The 18,636-nt window shown below is 55.3% G+C and carries 16 protein-coding genes; 7 read left to right on the top strand and 9 right to left on the bottom strand.

Annotation, left to right across the window (positions count from 1 at the left end):
- Window positions 1-57 precede the first annotated feature (57 nt).
- Window positions 58-474, top strand: coding sequence for a hypothetical protein (locus tag SH248x_RS02745; RefSeq protein ID WP_459556991.1), 417 nt, complete (start codon window positions 58-60; stop codon window positions 472-474).
- A 137-nt stretch (window positions 475-611) separates the two neighbouring features.
- Window positions 612-1,574 carry a DUF1559 family PulG-like putative transporter gene (locus tag SH248x_RS02740; protein ID WP_459556990.1) on the top strand — a complete coding sequence of 321 codons (963 nt, stop codon included), beginning with the start codon at window positions 612-614 and terminating at the stop codon, window positions 1,572-1,574.
- Window positions 1,575-1,725: 151 nt separating this feature from the next.
- Here SH248x_RS02740 and hisF read toward each other — a convergent pair whose 3' ends face one another.
- From hisF to SH248x_RS02725, 3 genes are all read right to left on the bottom strand, one after another.
- Window positions 1,726-2,508, bottom strand: coding sequence for an imidazole glycerol phosphate synthase subunit HisF (gene hisF / locus SH248x_RS02735; RefSeq protein WP_459556989.1), 783 nt, complete (start codon window positions 2,506-2,508; stop codon window positions 1,726-1,728).
- A gap of 180 nt (window positions 2,509-2,688) precedes the next feature.
- Window positions 2,689-3,207, bottom strand: coding sequence for a hypothetical protein (locus SH248x_RS02730; protein WP_459556988.1), 519 nt, complete (start codon window positions 3,205-3,207; stop codon window positions 2,689-2,691).
- Window positions 3,208-3,397: 190 nt separating this feature from the next.
- On the bottom strand, window positions 3,398-4,792 hold the full coding sequence (locus SH248x_RS02725) for an arylsulfatase (protein WP_459558570.1): 1,395 nt from the start codon (window positions 4,790-4,792) through the stop codon (window positions 3,398-3,400).
- A gap of 286 nt (window positions 4,793-5,078) precedes the next feature.
- Here SH248x_RS02725 and SH248x_RS02720 point away from each other — a divergent pair, with 286 nt between their 5' ends.
- From SH248x_RS02720 to SH248x_RS02710, 3 genes are all read left to right on the top strand, one after another.
- Window positions 5,079-6,494, top strand: a complete 1,416-nt coding sequence (locus SH248x_RS02720) for a glucose-6-phosphate isomerase (RefSeq protein WP_459556987.1) — start codon at window positions 5,079-5,081, stop codon at window positions 6,492-6,494.
- Between the two features lie 120 nt (window positions 6,495-6,614).
- A complete protein-coding gene (locus SH248x_RS02715) occupies window positions 6,615-7,301 on the top strand; it encodes a metal-dependent hydrolase (protein WP_459556986.1) in 687 nt (228 codons plus the stop codon).
- Between the two features lie 181 nt (window positions 7,302-7,482).
- Complete coding sequence (locus tag SH248x_RS02710; RefSeq protein WP_459556985.1) at window positions 7,483-8,142, top strand: adenylate kinase family protein; 660 nt, start codon at window positions 7,483-7,485, stop codon at window positions 8,140-8,142.
- A 204-nt stretch (window positions 8,143-8,346) separates the two neighbouring features.
- On the opposite strand, the gene SH248x_RS02705 is transcribed toward SH248x_RS02710, so the two are convergent.
- The 6 genes from SH248x_RS02705 to recJ form a co-directional block, all read right to left on the bottom strand.
- Complete coding sequence (locus tag SH248x_RS02705; RefSeq protein ID WP_459556984.1) at window positions 8,347-9,156, bottom strand: glycerophosphodiester phosphodiesterase; 810 nt, start codon at window positions 9,154-9,156, stop codon at window positions 8,347-8,349.
- Between the two features lie 189 nt (window positions 9,157-9,345).
- Window positions 9,346-10,707, bottom strand: a complete 1,362-nt coding sequence (locus SH248x_RS02700) for an ABC transporter permease (RefSeq protein WP_459556983.1) — start codon at window positions 10,705-10,707, stop codon at window positions 9,346-9,348.
- Window positions 10,704-11,411 carry an ABC transporter ATP-binding protein gene (locus tag SH248x_RS02695; protein WP_459556982.1) on the bottom strand — a complete coding sequence of 236 codons (708 nt, stop codon included), beginning with the start codon at window positions 11,409-11,411 and terminating at the stop codon, window positions 10,704-10,706. Before SH248x_RS02695 ends, SH248x_RS02700 begins: the two co-directional genes overlap by 4 nt.
- Window positions 11,412-11,628: 217 nt before the next feature.
- Window positions 11,629-12,279 carry a protein-L-isoaspartate O-methyltransferase family protein gene (locus SH248x_RS02690; protein ID WP_459556981.1) on the bottom strand — a complete coding sequence of 217 codons (651 nt, stop codon included), beginning with the start codon at window positions 12,277-12,279 and terminating at the stop codon, window positions 11,629-11,631.
- 143 nt (window positions 12,280-12,422) lie between these two features.
- On the bottom strand, window positions 12,423-13,277 hold the full coding sequence (locus tag SH248x_RS02685) for an SGNH/GDSL hydrolase family protein (RefSeq protein WP_459556980.1): 855 nt from the start codon (window positions 13,275-13,277) through the stop codon (window positions 12,423-12,425).
- 249 nt (window positions 13,278-13,526) lie between these two features.
- The gene (gene recJ, locus SH248x_RS02680; protein WP_459556979.1) at window positions 13,527-15,275 is read right to left on the bottom strand and encodes a single-stranded-DNA-specific exonuclease RecJ; all 1,749 of its coding nucleotides are present in this window, start codon (window positions 15,273-15,275) and stop codon (window positions 13,527-13,529) included.
- A gap of 386 nt (window positions 15,276-15,661) precedes the next feature.
- Here recJ and SH248x_RS02675 point away from each other — a divergent pair, with 386 nt between their 5' ends.
- Together SH248x_RS02675 and fbaA are read left to right on the top strand one after the other, a co-directional pair.
- Complete coding sequence (locus SH248x_RS02675; RefSeq protein ID WP_459556978.1) at window positions 15,662-17,254, top strand: FkbM family methyltransferase; 1,593 nt, start codon at window positions 15,662-15,664, stop codon at window positions 17,252-17,254.
- Between the two features lie 258 nt (window positions 17,255-17,512).
- Complete coding sequence (fbaA, locus tag SH248x_RS02670) at window positions 17,513-18,544, top strand: beta/alpha barrel domain-containing protein (RefSeq protein ID WP_459556977.1); 1,032 nt, start codon at window positions 17,513-17,515, stop codon at window positions 18,542-18,544.
- Window positions 18,545-18,636 lie beyond the last annotated feature (92 nt).

The following is an 18,636-nucleotide window of genomic DNA, read 5'->3' as shown; positions in this document are numbered from 1 at the left end:
AGTTGACAGTTGTTTTCCCCTGAAAATGGGGAATAATGACTGTCAGGAAAAAGGGAATTGATGCGCCTGTGCGGTTTTTTAACTCTGATCTGCTATCTGGTCGCGTGGACAGCGTCGCTGGGCCACGTGCACTTGGATGGGGTCACGCACGGACATATTGATGATAAGTCGGCCGTGGTGAGTGTTGAAGGGTGTCACCATCATCACTGCCACGCTGGCCATCATCATGATGATCACGGAACGTCTCTGGCATCCTCTGAAAGTGGAGAGAAGTCGGCTCCGGTTCCCCACCATCATCACGATGGCGAAAACTGTCAGTTGTGTCATCATTTAGCGCATGTTGCAGCGACAATGATGTCTGTTGAGTTAGTCAGCCTGGATGCACCTTACTTGAGTGTGCCCGAATTGACGGCTGAGATCTACGCCTGCTTTGTCGCGAGTTCGCCTGCTCCGCGCGGACCGCCTGTTGCCTGATGTTTGCTTGAGAAATGCTGTTTGATCGCGTCTTGGAAAATGACGCGATTTTGTCTGGGCTTTGAAACATGTCGTTTCGCTGCGCCCGCACTTCCATGCTGAATCACCAACATCATCTGCAGAAAGCAGTTTCTATTATGTCGCGTCCACGTGCTGGTTTTACCCTGATTGAACTCCTTGTCGTCATTGCGATCATCGCAACGCTTGTCGCGATTTTACTCCCTGCTGTGCAGCAGGCACGGGAAGCAGCCCGTCGCTCGACCTGCAAAAACAACCTCAAGCAGATCGGGATCGCGCTGCATAACTACCACGACGTTTTCAATACCTTCCCGCCGGGATGGATTGGCGTGAACAACGGTCAGCATCACACCGGCGTCGACGAAGGGACGGCGATTCCTGCAACATGGCGAAGCGGTTATTGCTGGTCGACCATGATTCTGCCCTACGTTGAGCAGGGTGCCCTGTACGACACGTTCGATTTTTCGCGTGTGATCAGCGACCCGGTGAATCACCCGTCGCTGGCGAAGTATCTCCCTGTTTTTGCCTGTCCCTCAGATGGAAATGCGGAGGAGATCTTCGAAGTTCATGATGAGATTAACGACATCGAGATGCAGATCGGGTTGTCAAATTATCCTGGAGTGGCGGGCGTTGATCACCTTGATGCAGCAGACCTGGCAGAAGGGGAAATCACTGTCGGGCAGCAGTATCGCAATGACGGAATCTTCTTTCACAACAGCAAGATTCGGATTGCTGATATCACCGATGGAACAAGCAATACGCTGATGGTGGGCGAGCGCACGACGTTCATTGATGAAGACCATGGTGGCGAGAAGTTTTATGGGACATGGACCGGCTTGATTCCTAACACCGAGCATCCGTTTGCACGCATTTTAGGTCATGCCGAGCATGCTCCGAACTACGGCAAGCGAGCCATTCCTCCAGCCCATGGTCACGCAGAAGACTTTGGGAGCAGTCACAAGGGTGGTGCGCAGTTCATCCTGGCTGACGGATCGGTCCACTTCATTTCCGACAACCTGGATTCTGGTGTGTTTCAGGCGCTGGGGACCAGAGGAAGCGGGGAAGTGGTAGGACAGTTTTAACGCGAACTGAAGACAGGGGATTCACATCTCCCGCTCGCCTTCTGAGAATAGAAAAACGCCGTCGAGCCGTTGGCTCGCGGCGTTTTCTTGTTTGTAGGACAGTGTGATGATGGATGCAGATTTCCCTGGTGGCTTACAGGGGGCAGAATAGCTATGAGGTCAATTGTGGATTGCGGACGGGGATGCCTTTGGTGGCGAGGTAATCTTTGGCCTGGGCAATGGTGTATTCGCCGTAATGGAAAATGCTGGCGGCGAGAGCAGCGTCGGCTTTGCCTGTGGTAAGGACGTCGACCATGTGTTGAGGGGAACCGCATCCGCCGCTGGCGACAACGGGGATCGAGACCGCTTCTGCGACGGCCCTGGTGATTTCAATGTCGAAGCCGTCTTTGGTGCCGTCTGCATCCATACTGGTGAGGACGATTTCGCCAGCGCCCAGAGCTTCGACTTGCTGTGCCCATTCAACTGCTTGAAGCCCAGTGGGTTTGCGTCCGCCGTTGATGTGGACGTCCCAGAATTCTTTGCCGTCTTTCATGACTCGTTTGGGGTCGATATTCACAACGATGCACTGGCTGCCAAAGCGAAGGGCAGCTTCACGGACGAAATTGGGATCTTTGACGGCGGAGGAGTTGATCGAGACTTTATCACAGCCTGCCGAGAGGAGGGTGCGGATGTCGTCGAGGGTGCGGATGCCGCCGCCGACGGTGAGAGGCATGAAAATGACTTCGGAGGTTCGTCGAACGACGTCGAGGATGATGCCACGTTCTTCATGGGAAGCAGTGATATCAAGGAAGACGAGTTCGTCGGCGCCTTCGGATTCGTAGCGTTTGGCGATTTCAACCGGGTCGCCTGCATCCTTGAGGTTGAGAAAGTTGACGCCTTTCACGACACGGCCGGCGTGGACATCGAGGCAGGGGATAATACGTTTTGTGAGCATAGGGATATTGTCTGAAAGTTCGAGAGAGATTTTCTCCAGGAGCATAACAAAAAATGCTGGCAGGCTGACAGTTCGAGGCGAAGTCGAGTTCACGAAACTCAAATTTCGACGTGCCAATAAAAAACGCCGACGAGCGGGGCTCGGCGGCGTTTTTGTGATTTGTCTCAAACAGGCGTCGGATTAGATTTCTTCAGCTGATGATGTTGAAGCGGGGGCAACAACGGCTTCTGGGGCGGCTTCGGCTGTCTCTTTCTTGTCTTCGACAGCGTCTGATTTCGTCGCAACTTCCATCATGGCAGCGACAATGGCTTTGTTCATTTGGCTGCAGCAGGGAGCTTCGCCACCAGTTGCGGCGGCGAGTTCATCTTTGTGAGAGCAGCAGGAAGATGCTTTACCACTGATTGGGCAGGCATCAGATTCGGGGGCCATTGAGGCGAAGACCTCGCCCGGTGGGGGAAGCCGCTTGAGTGAGCAGCATGACTTTTCTTCACTTTCCGGGCTGACAGAAGCAAAGCTCAGGACGTCCTTATAAGACTCCCAATTGGCGTTGACGTACCCGCCGACGGCTCCGAAAGCAATCAGAGAGAACATGAGAAAGGTTTTGGCAGGTTTTCCGGCAGAAGCGGGAGCCATATCGGCTGCGAACTGTTCTTCCATCGAATAGTGCGACTGAGCATTTTGGTTCTGTGCGTCTGACATCTCTGGTCATTCCTTGAAAGGCAACGAAACTTCTCACGCAATATACGTATCAAACAACGGTTCTGCGAAGACGATTCTCTGAAAGTGACAAAAAATATTTGATTTTAATGGGAAAACTTTCCAATTCGCGACGTCACTATTCATCCGTCCTAGTACTAGAGAAACTGCCGTCGCACCATAACCTATTTTCCTATTTAGGCTTACGAGATTTCCACAAGGGGTTCGCGGTGTGTGAGCTCTCCATAGCGGCCTTCAACTGGGCGACCACTTCGGGGTTCTGACTGGCAACATTTTTCGATTCTTCCAAGTCTGTCGACAGATTATAGAGCTCAATCGGACCAGTGAACATTGGCATGCGAATCGCCTTCCAGTTGCCTTGGCGGACGGCCTGTTTCGAGCCCTGCTCGTAGAATTCCCAGTAGAGGAATTCGTGCTGTTTCTGACGATCAGGGTGACCGGTGAGGGTCGGAACAATGCTGATGGAATCGAGGCCTTCTGGCGAAGGGACTCCCGCGAGTTCGCAGGCGGTGGCGAAGAAATCGCCGAAGTAGCCGACATGCTCGCTGTTGACGCCACTCGGGACGACATTGGGCCACCTGGCGATGAAGGGAACTCGAATACCGCCCTCATACAAGTCGCGTTTCATGCCTCGTAGCGGGCCGTTGGTGTCAAAAAATTCGGGGTTTTGTTTCCCTTCGCGATGTGGACCATTGTCGGAAGTGAAGATGACGAGGGTGTTGGTATCAAGGTGATTTGCAGCCAGAACATCAAGGATCTGGCCAACACCTTTGTCCATCAATGTGACAGTGGCTGCAAAACCTTTGTCAGGATTCGGCCAGTTTCTGTCAGCGTAGATGCCGTAATCATCGACTTCCTGGCCATCGCCGAGGGCGCGACCGGCTTCGTTGTTGGCGTGGGGGACGACGAGGGACAGGTAGAGAAAGAAGGGTTTTTCGTGCTTGCGGTTGAGGAAGTCGAGCGTGCGTTCGATGAAGAGGGGCTGGGTGTGCTGGACGCGTTTGGTGGCATAGCCTGTGTTGCCTGCATAGTCTTCGTTCATAATGAAGACTTCGTTGCCAAGGTTGACCTTCTCGTCGTTGTGCCAGAGAAATTCCGGATATGGGTTGTGCGCGTGACTCTGGCTGGTGTAGCCGAAGAAGTCGTCGAAGCCTTGTCGATTGGGGAGCCCGGAATCGCCACCGTTTTGGATGCCAAGGCCCCATTTACCGATCAGAAGATTCTCGTAACCCGCCTGTCTGAGGACTTCGGCGACCGTGAGGTCTTCATCGCGGAGTGACTGAGCGACTTTGCTGCCGTTGCCTCGGACTTGGGCGTGACCGTTGTGAAGGCCTGTCATGAGAACGCAACGGGAGGGAGCGCAGACGGTCGCTCCGGCGTAGAAGTTGGTGAACTTCATACCTTGAGCTGCCATTTCATCGATGCGGGGGGTCTGGATGATTTTCTGCCCGTAGCAGCCGAGGTCGCCGTATCCGAGGTCGTCAGCAAGGATGAAGATGATGTTGGGTTTGGAGGGAATGGCGGTGTGAGCGAGTTCGTTTGTCCAAGCGGTTGAAGTGACCGCCATGAGACTGAAGACACTGGCGAGCAGAGTGCGGAGCACGGTTGAAACTCCTTTTCGTGGGATGGAGATGTTTTGCAGAACCTTCAGCATGATGGAATGATTGGTAGGAATCAATCCGTCGTCACTGCTCGGAGTTAGAAAGTCTCGATGAGGAGGAATTGTGATTTGTCGGAGAGCGGATTACTCTTTACACAGAGACGATGCATTTCTATTTCCGAAATGCTGAAGTCGGTGTTCTGCTGTGAATCATCTTCTGGTGAATCTTCTTTTGTCTGTGAAAGACTCTCGCATGTCGACAACGATCCGTTACGACTACACGGCTGCTCGCAAGCTGATTACGAATGATCAATGGAATGGGCTGCATGCGACGCTGCAGGCAGCACGCGACGAAGCATACGACGACATTGCGATCATGCACTCCGGGAACATCCCGGCTGAGAAACTGCCCCTCGATGCAGGGTTCATCAACTATCCACAAGGACTGCTCGATGAATATGCAAAAGACAAGAAGGGAAGTCTGTTGGGGCGGATGATTGCCTCGGGCGAGATGCTGAGAAGCGAGTTGGAGAGACTGGTCGTCCTGGGGATCGGTGGATCTTACATGGGAATGCGGGCGATCTATGAAGCCCTGTTTGACCCGTATCACAATGAGCAGGATCGTGCCTCTCGCGGGAATACGCCGAAGCTGTACTTCGAAGGCAACAATGTCGACAATGATGCAATTCTTTCACTGCTGAGCCTGCTGGAAAAAGGCTGCACGAATCCCAAGGAACTACTACAGCGATACGGGATCATCGTCATCAGCAAGTCAGGCGGAACCCTGGAGACTGCGGTTGCGTTTCGCATCTTCAAGTCGGCTTTAGAGAATTATTACGGAGCCGATTCGGCTGAGGCGAAGAAGTTCATCGTGCCAGTGACGGGTGAAGTCGGGAAGCTGCGAGATCTGTCGAATCTCAAGGGGTATCCTGTGACGTTCCCGATTCCTGATGGTATTGGCGGGCGGTTTTCTGTCCTGACGGCGGTTGGGTTGTTGCCAGCGGCGGCGTTGGGAGTGGATATCGTCGCGATGCTCGAAGGGGCGGCTGCGATGACGAAGGCTGTCAAAGAGAAGCCAGTCGATGAGAATCCCGCGCTCAGCTATGTTGCGGTTTGCCACCTGATGGAGAAGCACAAAGGAATGCATACCCGCATTCTCTCGACCTGGGGCAAGAAGATGGAAGCGATCGGACTGTGGTACGATCAACTGCTTGCAGAGAGTCTTGGCAAGGAAGAGAAAGGGGCCTTCCCGCTGACGATCGTCAATACGCGTGACCTGCACAGCCGGGGGCAGCAGCATCAGGAAGGGATTCGAGACAAGATGATCACGAACATGATCATTGAGAATGCGACCAAGACTGCTCTTGAGATTCCGAGTGTGCCACCCGAGCAGGATAAGGATCAGCTCAACAAGTTCGCAGGCAAAGGCATGCCGGAAGTCATGGCCGCTGCGATCAAGGGGACGAACATGGCGTATGATGACGTCAATCGTCCAACGGCGGATCTTCTGATTCCGAATCTCGATGCCCATGCGTTGGGCGAAATCTTCCAGTTCTTCATGCTGGCGACCGTGATTGAAGGGCGTCTGATCAAAATCAACCCCTACGGCCAGCCCGGCGTTGAGGCATACAAGCAGAATATGAATGCGATTCTGTCCGGGAAGATGTAAGCCAGATTGATAGCCACAGAGGACACAGAGATCACCGAGGTCGAAAAGAACTGTTAGGTGATCTCTTTTCTCTGAGGCCTCTGTGAACTCGGTGGCAATTTTCTTCGAAAGTAAAATTCGATGGCGAAGTCGACGATTACGTGGCTCGGGCACAGCTGTTTTCTGATCGAGACCAACGGTGCAACGATCCTGATGGACCCGTTTCTCGCTGATAACCCCGCAGCGACGGTGAAGCCTGAGGATTTGGATCCCGATGTGATTATTTTAACGCATGGTCATGGGGATCATGTCGCGGATGCGGCTCCGATTGCGATGCGGGCAGGGTCGCTGGTGGTATCGACATTTGAAGTCTGTAACTGGATGGAGAAGCAGGGGGTCGCACAGACGCATGCGATGAACCATGGCGGGTCGCATAAATTCGAGTTTGGCGTCGTGAAGTTCACGCAGGCGGTGCATTCGAGTTCGATGCCGGATGGAAGCTATGGAGGCCAGCCTGCCGGTGTGCTGCTGAAACTGATCGACGGGACGATCTATCATGCGGGAGATACCGCGTTGTTTTCAGACATGAAGCTGATCGGGGAAGAAGGGATCGATATCGCGATCCTGCCGATCGGAGATAATTACACGATGGGGCCAACGGATGCTGTCCGGGCTGCGGAGTTCCTTCAAGCCAAGCGCGTCATTCCCTGCCATTACAATACCTGGGAAGTGATCGCACAGGATGGGAAGGCGTTTGCGTCGAAGTTGAGAGAAGTCACGGGGTTTGAGGGGGTGATCTTGAAGGTCGGGGAATCGGTGGAGATTTAGCGTGTTGATGGGCTGAAAACTCATCAAGAATCGACGGTTACTTATAGGTGGGCTGGTTCTTGTTGGGAAGACGAGGCGCGTGACACTTTAGTCTCTCGCGTCGGTTTCGGAGTTTTGTTACCTTCGGGGCAACTTCTAACTGACGAGTGCGTTTGAACGCCTCCGTTGAAAGACTCGACGCATGCGAAAATACGTCATCATGGGTGTGCCAGGTTGCGGCAAGGGAACGCAATCCGCCCTGCTGAGAGCCAAGTTTGATCTCGTCCACATTAGTGTCGGCGACATTCTGCGCTGGAACATCCAGAACCACACGAAGCTGGCTGCGCGGATTAAAAAGCTGATGTCCGATGGGAAGTTCGTGCCGGACGAATTCGTCGAGCAGATCATTGAGCATCGACTCAAAGAGCACGATTGGAATTACGGCTTCATTCTCGACGGGTTTCCAAGAAACCGGGCGCAGGCGGAATTCTTCCTGGAAAGCTATGACATTGATGCCGTCATCTTTGTCGACATGCCCGATGAGACTGTCAAGGATCGCTTGTTGTCGCGCCGAATCTGTGTGAATTGCGGTGCGGTTTATAACATCCGGGAAAAGCCACCGGCTGTGTCGGGGAAATGCGATATCTGTTCTGGTCCGCTGGTTCGTCGTGAAGACGACAACGAAAAAATCATTCAGGAACGACTGGATGATTATCGCGAGAAGACGCTGCCTGCGCTGAATCTGTTCAAAGGGAAAGAACTCGTCATCACCGTCGACGGGTCAAAGCCGATTGATCAGGTGCAGGAAGAGATGCAGCGAAATCTGGGGCTGATGAAGTATCGAATCAAGGGCAATGGTTGAAGGGCCCGCGACCGGTTGCTTCAGCGAGAGTCTATTTGGTGTAGTTGGAAGACCAGTCCGCACGCTGGTGTCGATATTGTGATGAAAGCGAACGCTTGCCTATCGCCCACCCTCATCCGCCCTTCGGGCACCTTCTCCCCTCAAGGGAGAAGGGACGAAATGCGGCTCCTCTCAAGGGAGAGGGGACAGAGTTAGAAGAATATGTTACGGCAGCTTTTCTTTGGTCGATTGAATAGCGACGGGGATGTCGGTGCAGTGGACGTCGATGCCCAGGCCGATGGCGAGGTAGTAGTCTTCGACGGCGCGGCCGGGCCAGCAGTTGACGAGGAGGCCTTGCTTGTGTGCTTCTTCGACGGCGGTGCGTGATGTGCCTTTAAGTTGGCAGGCGATGCGGTCGGCACCGATGTCTTTGGCTTTCTCGATGAACTCGGGCGAGCAGGGTTTGCTGGCGATGTAGGACATCGGGGCTTTCCCGTCGATGGCGCGAATCGTGCGGAGGGGGCGTTCGTCGAATGAGGTGAAGACGTAAGTTGAACCTGCGGGTTTGCGAGTCTTCGCCGCGTCGTAGAGTTTGCGACAATATTCTTCGATACGCGTATCAGGGTAGAGCTCTTTGTTGCTGGTCTTCATTTCGAGTTCGATATAAACACCCGGCTTGTCCGCGAAGTAATCGAGGAGTTCGTCGAAGAAGAGCATCTTCTGGCCCTTCTTGGTGGTGATGTCTTTGAGGTCCGCGGCAGTCATGTGTTCGATGGAGCCGCTACCATCGTGCGTGCGGTTGAGGGTGTCGTCGTGAAGGATGACGAGGACGCCGTCCTTGGTCATACGGAGATCGGTTTCAAAGCCGCGAATCCCGCGGTCGTAGCAGGCGCGGAAGGCTTCGAGCGTGTTCTCTTCGTATTCATACGCCCCGCCGCGATGGGCGAGGATGATCGGCTTTTCATGCTGAGCGGTTGCGAGGTTGCTGAGAGAAAGAGAGCAGAGAGTCGCGAGGAGCAGGGAGCGGAATGTCATCGGATCGTGGTCCTTTGGCAGTGAAGATAATTGGCATTCGTTATAAAAATGCCTTACGCGAAGCAGGCAATGTCGTCACCTGTTGCCTAGCGCCCACCCTCATCCGTCGGCGAAGCGCCGCCACCTTCTCCCCTCAAGGGAGAAGGGACGTAAAACAACACTCCTCAAGAGAGAAGGGCGATATTCCCGTTACGAATTCAGGTGTTCGGAGACGTTGGTGCGGTAGGCCGACATGGCGGGGATGAAGCCGACGATGATGGCGAGGGCGATCATGCCGGGGATGATGTAGACTTCGTAGAAGTCGTACGCCCAGGGTTCGATCAGAAGCTGAGCTCGGGATTCGATGATCGGGGCAGCGATGAAGACCATCACGTGTCCCAGCAACATGCCGACGAGTCCGCCGAGGAAGCAGAGCAGGACCGATTCGCACATGATGATGAGTAGAATCTGAGAGCGATCTGCTCCGAGGGCGCGCATGATGGCAATTTCTTTTCGTCGCTCTGACATCGAGTTATAAATACTAACGAAGATGCCGATGCCAGAAATGATGATGATCAGCCACGTCAACACGAGCAGGACGAGTTTGATATTGCCGACAAGATTCGTGACGAGCATTTCCATGACCATGACAGGATTGACGGCCTGAGTCTTTAAGCCCGCTCGCATCTCTGAACTCAATTCTCGTGCCCTGGCCTGGGCGACTGTCTGGCGGTTATCCGGAGCCGCCATCTTGACGAGGATCGAGGTGACTTCTTTCTGGAAATCAGGGACCGGGCCATGATAGTGGCCGGCGTGAGGGCCTTCCTTGATCGTCAGTTCGTCGATCATCTGAAGCTCTTTGGCGTACTTGGTGCGAACCTGCTCGAGAGGTTCGCCGAAGAACTGTGCTTCTCCTTCGATGGCTTCTTCAACGGGCTTCTCATGACCTGCGAGTGCGAAGAAACCGCCGAGGTTGACAAAGACCGTGCGATCGTTGGGAGTGTTCGTCTTGCCGAGGATACCGGTGACGGTGAACTTCTCATCGTGGACGTGATCGTTGACGCCCGCATGGACGAGTTTGAACTGCGAGCCGACTTTCCAGCCATTCTCTTTGGCAACGTGTGAGCCGATGACGGCATCCCAGGTGTTGGTGTTCCAGTCGCCGGAGGTCAGGCCGAATTTTCGACCGGGCATGTAATCGATTGTGAAGTATTCGATCGTTGTGCCGATGATCGGGAAGTTGCCGACTTCCGTGGTGTCACCGAAGGTGAACGGGATCGCGTGGGCGATGCGGCTGTCTGCTTTGAGTTCTTCGTAGTATCTCCAGGGGAGGTTTTCGATCGGCGGTGCCATGCGGTAGATCGTGCTGAGGACCAGATCGGTTGCACTCCCGGCCGGGCCAACGATCAGGTCGTAACCGCTGCCTGTCTGTCGGAACTGTCGACTGATGACGCCGTTAAGCACAAGGATCGTGACCATCAACATGACGCCGAGGGAGACGCTCAGAGACGTCAGAGTTGAAGTCAGCGCTCGCTGCTTGATGCTTTTCCAGGCAATGCTAAACAGGTTCATCGTCCGACCTCCGCGTCGCGTTTCTCGTCCATCAGATGAACGTGGATCTGGTTGAATTCATGCAGGTGTTCGATACGTCCGAAGCGCCCGGAAACTTCGGGAGAGTGGGTCACGAGTAACAGGCTGACGTTGTACTCTTTGCAGGCTTCGAGGATGAGATCGAGGATTTTATCCTGATTGGCAGGGTCGACGTTCGCGGTCGGCTCGTCAGCAAGCAGGAGTCCTGGGATGTTGGCGAGGGCTCTGGCGATCGCGACCCGTTGCTGTTGGCCGACAGAAAGTTGGCCTGGCTTATAGCGAAGACGTTCGCCCAGGCCGACTCGTTTGAGCATCTCGGTTGCGAACTTTTTATCGGCGGCTTTCCCTCGAAAGCTCATGCCCAGCAGCACGTTTTCCAACGCGGTAAAAGCGGGAAGAAGGTTGAATGTCTGAAAGACGTAGCCGATGTGCAGGGCACGGAAGCGGTCTCTCACTTGTTCGGGCATGCGGGCAATGTCGTTCCCCTTGATGATGATCTTGCCGGAGTCGATGGCGGTGATGCCAGCGATGGCGTTGAGGAGCGTCGTCTTGCCACCCCCGCTGGAGCCGAGGAGCGCGACCTGCTCGCCCTGGGTCATGCGGAAAGCGGGGACATTGAGAACAGGGAGCGAACCGCCATCAGGTTGGCGGTATGCTTTTTTGACGTCAAGGAGTTCAAGCGACATGCGCGAGGGGTTCCCATCCGGTTTGGGGAATGAAGGGGAGACTTGCGGGAGGGGGATTGCCTGAAGGTTGTTTAGACCTTTGGAAATTTTCCGGTGCCTATCGCCCACCCTCATCCGCCCTTCGGGCACCTTCTCCCCTCAAGGGAGAAGGGACAGCAGAATCAGGGCGGCAAATGCAAGTCTATTGCAGTTAGTATAGCGAACGTGCGAGGGCTTGTCATCCCTCTTCGTGGTGTCGTGTGGTTGGCCAGCCGGCTTTTCCGATGAGCTTTACAAAACGACAGTGGCAGAGATGTCGTTGGCGGAGGCCATCCTCGGTGCGGATGACCTGGAGGAGTTCCTGTTTTTCTTCGTCGCCGACGGGAATAATGAGACGACCGCCGATTTCCAGCTGGTCGACCAGAGGCTGGGTGATCGTTGGTGCAGCCGCGGTGACGAGGATGGCTTCATAAGGCGCCAGAGGACGATAGCCGAGGCTGCCATCGGCGATGTGGATCTCGATATTGCGGTATTCGAGACGGTCGAACTTCGCCTGGGCTTCGTGGGCCAGTTTAGGATGGCGTTCCAGTGTGATGACCCGTTTAGCGAGCTTGGAGAGGATGGCCGCCTGATAGCCACTGCCGCAGCCGATTTCGAGGACGGTCTCATCGCCTGTGAGGTTGAGAGCCTGCGTCATCAATGCGACGATGAAGGGCTGGCTGATCGTCTGATCGCAGCTGATCGAGAGAGCGCGGTTTTCGTAGGCAAGGTCGCGCAGCTCGGGGATGACAAATCGTTCACGAGGCACATCTGAAATGGCATTCAACACACGTTCGTCGACGATTCCCTGGTCTCGCAGCTCTCCCAGTAACGACTCAACACTCGGCATGAGGACAATCCGTCGGATGTGTGATGTGACGTTCAGAAGGTGACAGACAAAGCGTAGCAGCGAGGGGAGGGGTAATGGAAAGCGGAAGTTGGGATTCCTGTGCAGAAAATGGGAATTGGAAGATGGGGGTGGTTCTGTTGATGTCAACGCTCATAAGCCGGCGACAGGACCGACCAGATCAGATCCGCCAGTTGCTTTTGGCCGGCGTTGGTGAGGTGGATCGAGTCGGAGGTCGCGCCGGGACCGCTGAGGACGGACATCAGCTTTCGTTTGGAGATCAGGAGAACGTCGAACTCTTTGGCTAATTCTCGCTGGGTGTAGCCGTAGTGGAAGAACATCGGGAGCAGCGGGAGTTCGAACATGACGAGTTGGCGCCCCGGGGCCTGAAGCCGAGTGAGTAGGGTTCGCAGATCGTCTTCGAAACGGGAACCCAAGTGGCCGCCGAACATGTCGTTGGCGCCGAGTTCGATGAGGATCAGGTCGTCCAGTTGTGTCGTTGATTGCAGGCGTTTATTGGCAGAGCTGACGGTTTCGCCTGCAACGGAGAGGTCGAGGATTTCAAGGCTGTGTTCACGACGAAGGATTTTGACCCAGGTGTCGTCATTGTCGGAGATACCGGCGGTGATGGAGTCGCCGATGGTGGTCAGACGACGTTGGGCAACGGGCTGAGGATGTCGCATGATGGCATAGGGGAGTTCAATCGCAAGTCCAACTAGCCAAGTGACGATCAACAGCATCGAGAGAGAGCGGCCATACTTGGGAGTCTTGCGCCAAAATATCCAGACGAGGGTGACGGCGATGGCGATGACATAAAACGCAACCGGCAGCGGGGTTGAAGAAAACGCGATAAAGATGACGCCGAGGCAGACGAGGAGACCTGGAATCAGTGGGAACGCCGGTTTGGGACGCATCAGCCAGATAGCGGCGGTGATGAGAAAGAGTGTACCGACGTAAAAGGCGTCGCCGCTGGCGAAGAGGTAGCGGGTGAATTCGGACATGGTGCGGCTTTGTTGCGGAGGAGATGTTACTTGGCGTTGGTTGAGCAAATGCGAGCGTGTGAGTGCCTATGCCCCACCCTCATCCGCCCTTCGGGCACCTTCTCCCCTCAAGTGAGAAGGAACGGGTTTAAGGTGAATCTGGTTGAGAACATTGCAGACTTCCCTCATCCGACCTCGAAGACTCGGCCACCTTCTCCCCGAGGGAGAAGGAACTTAAGACCGCTTCCCCGAGGGAGAAGGAACAGAATCTTACGCCTCGGCGGGTTTCCAGTCGATGAGTTGTAGCTCGACGCTGCTGTAGCCTCGGAAGGTGTTGATGATGGGGGCGAAGGTGATGGCCATTGGGCCTTTGGTTTCATTCATCTGGTCGGCCCAGTCGGCTTTGCCAAAGGCGATCGCGCGGATAGTCTTTTGCTGCCAGGAGAATTTGACAGAGAGGTGACGTTCGCCGTTGCCGATTTTCTTGGGAGGCTCGGCGAGAGTAATGCCGGTCGCGGAAAAGACGGGGCGTTCGTTGGCGTTGCCGAAGGGGCCGAGTTGGTCGAGTTCGGTGACGGAGCGCTGCGTCAGGTCCTGCAGAGAGACTTCTGCGTCGATGCGGAGTTCGACCTGAGGTTCGCCTTGAGACATGTGAGTGGTCATCAGCGAATTGCAGAAAGCAGTGCGGAAGTCATCGATATGATCAGCGGGGATTTTCAAGCCGATCGCCGCCTGGTGACCGCCAAAGCTGAGCAGGCCTTCCGAAACAGGTTTGATCGTCGCGTGGAGGTCGCAGCGAGCCCAGGTACGACCGGAGCCTTGGCCGGATTGTTTGGCTTCGTCGATGGCAATAAGGATCGTCGGCTTTTCGAAGTGTTCAGCGACCCGAGACGCGACGATACCGATGACACCGGGGTGCCAGTCCGGATCTGCGAGAACAAGGCCGGGGGCGTCCTGCCATTCGGGGTGTTCTTCGACGAGTTCCTTGGCGCGTTTGAGAATCTTGCGTTCGACTTGTTGGCGCTGCTTGTTGAGCTGGTCGAGATACTGAGCCAGTTGCAGCGCGCGTTCGGGGTTGTCAGTCGTCAGGAGTTCGACCGCGAGACGGGCCTGACCGAGTCGGCCTGCAGCGTTGATGCGAGGCGCGAGTGCAAAGCCGATGTCATCGGTGGTGAATTCGGCCTTATTACGGATCTCGGCTGCCGCCATCAGAGACTGAAGTCCGATGGAGGAGTGCTCCTTAAGGGTCGCCAGGCCATACCGGACGAGAGCACGATTCTCGCCAACGAGAGGGACGACGTCCGCGACAGTGCCGAGGGCACAGAATGCGACGGCGTCTTTGAGGAATTCGCGCATGCGCGGGGAGGCTTTGCGTCCTTCGCCGAGTCGCTGGCAGATGGCCCAGGCGAGCTTGAACGCGACCCCAGCACCACACAGCTCGCCGAACGGGTAATTACTGCCGGGCAGGCGTGGGTGAACCAGGACAGCGGCGTCAGGCAATTCTGAGCCAAACAGGTGGTGGTCGGTGATGATCAATTCGAAATTGAGCTCACGGGCGACTCTCGCGACGCCGACGGAGGTAATGCCGCAGTCAACGGAGACAACGAGCTGGTTCGGATCTTGCTCGTGCAGTGTGCGGATGGCTTCTTCGTTAAGGCCGTAGCCCTCTTCCATCCGGCAGGGAATATAATAGTCGACATTGCCGCCGACACGTTTGAGGCATTGCCACAGGATCGTGGTCGAGGTCACGCCATCGACGTCATAGTCGCCGTAGATGGTGATTTTGCGACCAGCGTTCAGGGCAGCGATAATGCGATCCGCCGCTTCGCCACAGCCGGGGAGAAGTTCAGGATCGTGGAGGTCGGTCAGCTTCGCCGATAGGAACAAAGAAGCGTTGTCTTTGGAGTCGTAGCCGCGCGAGAGCAGGACTTTGGCCAGCAGGGACGAGCAGCGAAGCTCGCTGGAGAGACTTTGGACCCGTCCTGAGTCATGCGGCGTGAATCGCCAGATCCGTGGCATAGATGGGTGGTCCTCGGTGAGAGTGTGACAGCGAATGATAACGTGGCGGGAGGGGGGAATCCAGAGAGGGGGGGGAACAGGGCTTAGGGATTGGGGCTTAGGGCTTAGCTGGAGGGGGGACAGACTGGGACGCAGAGCACGCGGAGGGTAGCAGAGGTCACAGAGAAGATTACGGATGGCTCGGAAGAGAGGATTTCAATTACGAGCGACGGATCTCACCGTGAAGTCTGCCTGACTCTATTCGCTCCGCGTTCCCGTCTGTTTCTGGATTCGCTCATCCGTACAGGCGCTACAACCGATACAGATTAACGAAGAGGTCTTCGCGGGGAAGTTCTGCGCGGCTCGCTTTTCTCTATCTTGCCGTTCTTTCCAAGACAGGATGACTTATGTCGGTTACTGCGTCAAACATTCAGGAAGTGACGTTGAATGCGCATGTGTGCGGCGTGGTGTTTCTGGCTGAGGACGGGCAGACGGTCGTCTCACCGGAACCGATGAAAGAAACGATGGCAACGCTGCGAGCAGCCATCGAGTTTCATAACGGTGGATTTCATCGTATTGAAATCATTGCCCCGTCTGCAGAAACGACCTACCAGGCGAGTCTGCGTCAGTCGGTTATCCGTGCTTGTCAGGCAGAATGCAGCTGGGTGTTTGTGGTGACATCACGCTGTTCGGTTCATCGCGAGGTGTTTCACCGTGGCGTGCAGGGGATCAAGAACGTCGATGGGCTCTGGGGGACGATGATTGATCAACAGGCTGATGGAACACTGTCATTGAGGACGCCGCAGTTGCCGACGGCTGATTCCATTGATGATCTGGTGATGTATCCATGGACCTGCTGTGTTGATGCCGGTTTTTTCATTCGGACAGACATTCTTTATCACGTCGTTACTGAGACTACGGTGAATGATCTGGCGTCATTGTGTCTGGAACTCTGGAGCAGGGCAAAGTGTCAAAAGCTGCCTGTGCAACTGGTCAACTTGAAACCAGCGACGACTGCGATGAATGCAGGTCAGGTGGCCCAGCGACAGACGGCGATCAAAACTCAGCGCGGGCTGGTTGATGGCAGTTTGGCGATGCTGCAAAAGCGGAATGAGTTGACCTGGAAAATGCAGGATCTGGCTCGCCAATCCGCAGCGACGGTCAATTACTTTGCGGCCTCTCGTCTGGCACCCTGGTGTGGCTACTATGAGGTCAAGCAATTTGAGGGGCAGCCATTTACGCTGTTTTCGCAGAACGATGATCTGTGTTCGTTGAGTCTGCAATGGACCGGGGAATACGAAGCAGCATCGACCTGCGTCTGGCAGAAACTTGCGAAGAGGGCAAAACTCGTCCTCGATATCGGAGCGTACACGGGGCTCTATTCTTTGCTGGCGGCGCGGGCGAATCCGGCGTGTCGCGTAGTCGGATTTGAGCCATTGAGTCGGAACTATGCCAGATTCCTGCAGAACGTGCAGTTGAATCAGATGGGGAACGTCTCTGCGGTTCGTGCAGCTGCCGGCCAAAAGCAGGGGCAGATCGGACTATCAATCTACAGCAGCGGGGAATTCTTGACCTCGGGAGCCTCGATCGTCAGTACAGTTGGGCGTCAGCCTGTCGATGTCGAGACCGTGCCGCTGGTATCGATCGATGCAGTTCTCGAAAGTAATCGCCTCGGCCTGCCCGAGTTGATCAAGATCGATGCAGAAGGGGCAGAACTGCAGGTTCTCTCAGGGATGTCTCGTATTCTGTCCTCACAGCCTGACCTGCTGATGGAATGCCTCAACGGATCAGATTGCCTCGCCCTCGAACAGATTCTGAAGCCATGGGGATATCGCTACTATTCGATCAACGAGTCCTCAAAAACAATTGAGCCGACCAATTCTCTGACTGCATCATCTGGATCACTCCATGACTTGAACCGGTTGATTTCAACCAAGACACCGGAACAACTGGCCGCTGTGATGACGTCCGATGCGCCCGCGATTGCCAAGGCCGCGTAAAACGTGCTGACGTCAGCCAATTTGGGACTCCCTCGCGGAACGAAGCGGTCGGTCCTTGAGCACTTTGTCCTGAACACCGGCCTGACATGCTTGTATTCGGGTGGACGTTAGCTAATCTGTAGATTGCAATTGGTCATACCAGATGGCGGAACGACGGCCGGGGATGCGAGGGGCGACCCTTCACGCGATGACTCAGGACGAGCGCTCGTTTGCCTGCTATTTGTGATATTGTCTGTCATTCTCTTAGAGGAGCTCCGAATGCCCATCGCAACGCCCAAACAATACGCCGCCATGCTCGACGCCGCTCAGGCGGGTGATTACGCCTATCCAGCTGTCAACATCACCTCTCTGGTGACTTTGAACGCCGCCCTCAAGGGCTTCGCAGACGCCAAGTCAGACGGCATCATCCAGATGTCCATCGGCGGTTCGAAGTTCGCCTCAGGCTCGACTCTGAACGATCCTGTTCTGGGTGCCATCGTGCTCGCTGACGCTGCTCATGCACTTGCCGAGAAATACAACATTCTGATCGGTCTGCACACCGATCACTGCGAGCCAAAATTCGTCGAAAGCTGGCTCAAGCCGCTGATTCAGGAAACCGCTCGTCGTCGCAAAGCCGGCAAGGGGAACCTGTTCCAGTCACACATGCTGGATGCCTCTCACCTGCCGCTGGATGAAAACCTCAAGCTGAGCAAAGAACTGCTCACGATGTGCGCCGAGAACGAGATCATTCTCGAAGTCGAAGCCGGTGTCGTCGGTGGTGAAGAAGACGGCATGGACAACTCGGGTGTCGCCGCTGACAAGCTTTACACGTCTCCGGAAGACATGGTCGCTGTCTACGAAACATTGAACGGCATTGGTCGTTACATGTTCGCTGCCACCTTCGGGAACGTCCACGGCCACTACAAGCCAGGCGCCGTCAAACTGCGTCCGGACATCCTGAAAAAGGGCCAGGAAGCCGTCATGGCCAAGTACGGCAAAGACGCCGAGTTCGATCTGGTCTTCCACGGCGGTTCGGGCACACCTCGCCACGAGTTGGAAGAAACTCTGGCGTACGGCGTTATCAAGATGAACATCGACACCGACACCCAGTACGCCTTCACACGTCCGATCGTCGAGCACATGTTCAAGAACTACGACGGCGTACTCAAGATCGACGGCGAAATCGGCAACAAGAAAGCATACGACCCACGCGCGTATTTGAAAGCCGCTGAAATCGGCGTCGCCGCCCGTATGACTCAGGCTTGCGACGACCTGCACTCCGTCGGCAAGACGATCTTCGGAAAAGTCTAAACAGAGGCGCTGGGCGATAGGCTCCAGGCGCTGGAATGAAACACAAACGCCAGGTAACCAATAGGTCGCCTGGCGTTTTTTGTTGAATGCCA

The organism is Lacunimicrobium album (assembly GCF_052161635.1).
In the GTDB taxonomy this organism is placed as follows: domain Bacteria; phylum Planctomycetota; class Planctomycetia; order Planctomycetales; family Planctomycetaceae; genus SXPC01.
This window is presented reverse-complemented; position numbering and strand designations above follow the sequence as displayed.

Bases quoted from the DNA above. Each gene is read 5' to 3' on its own strand.
- SH248x_RS02740 (WP_459556990.1), top strand. From the start codon at position 612: ATGTCGCGTCCACGTGCTGGTTTTACCCTGATTGAACTCCTTGTCGTC.
- SH248x_RS02690 (WP_459556981.1), bottom strand. From the start codon at position 12,279: ATGCCGAGTGTTGAGTCGTTACTGGGAGAGCTGCGAGACCAGGGAATC.
- SH248x_RS02730 (WP_459556988.1), bottom strand. From the start codon at position 3,207: ATGTCAGACGCACAGAACCAAAATGCTCAGTCGCACTATTCGATGGAA.
- SH248x_RS02675 (WP_459556978.1), top strand. From the start codon at position 15,662: ATGTCGGTTACTGCGTCAAACATTCAGGAAGTGACGTTGAATGCGCAT.
- recJ (WP_459556979.1), bottom strand. From the start codon at position 15,275: ATGCCACGGATCTGGCGATTCACGCCGCATGACTCAGGACGGGTCCAA.
- hisF (WP_459556989.1), bottom strand. From the start codon at position 2,508: ATGCTCACAAAACGTATTATCCCCTGCCTCGATGTCCACGCCGGCCGT.
- SH248x_RS02685 (WP_459556980.1), bottom strand. From the start codon at position 13,277: ATGTCCGAATTCACCCGCTACCTCTTCGCCAGCGGCGACGCCTTTTAC.
- SH248x_RS02695 (WP_459556982.1), bottom strand. From the start codon at position 11,411: ATGTCGCTTGAACTCCTTGACGTCAAAAAAGCATACCGCCAACCTGAT.
- SH248x_RS02725 (WP_459558570.1), bottom strand. From the start codon at position 4,792: ATGGCGGTCACTTCAACCGCTTGGACAAACGAACTCGCTCACACCGCC.
- SH248x_RS02710 (WP_459556985.1), top strand. From the start codon at position 7,483: ATGCGAAAATACGTCATCATGGGTGTGCCAGGTTGCGGCAAGGGAACG.
- SH248x_RS02720 (WP_459556987.1), top strand. From the start codon at position 5,079: ATGTCGACAACGATCCGTTACGACTACACGGCTGCTCGCAAGCTGATT.
- fbaA (WP_459556977.1), top strand. From the start codon at position 17,513: ATGCCCATCGCAACGCCCAAACAATACGCCGCCATGCTCGACGCCGCT.
- SH248x_RS02705 (WP_459556984.1), bottom strand. From the start codon at position 9,156: ATGACATTCCGCTCCCTGCTCCTCGCGACTCTCTGCTCTCTTTCTCTC.
- SH248x_RS02715 (WP_459556986.1), top strand. From the start codon at position 6,615: ATGGCGAAGTCGACGATTACGTGGCTCGGGCACAGCTGTTTTCTGATC.
- SH248x_RS02700 (WP_459556983.1), bottom strand. From the start codon at position 10,707: ATGAACCTGTTTAGCATTGCCTGGAAAAGCATCAAGCAGCGAGCGCTG.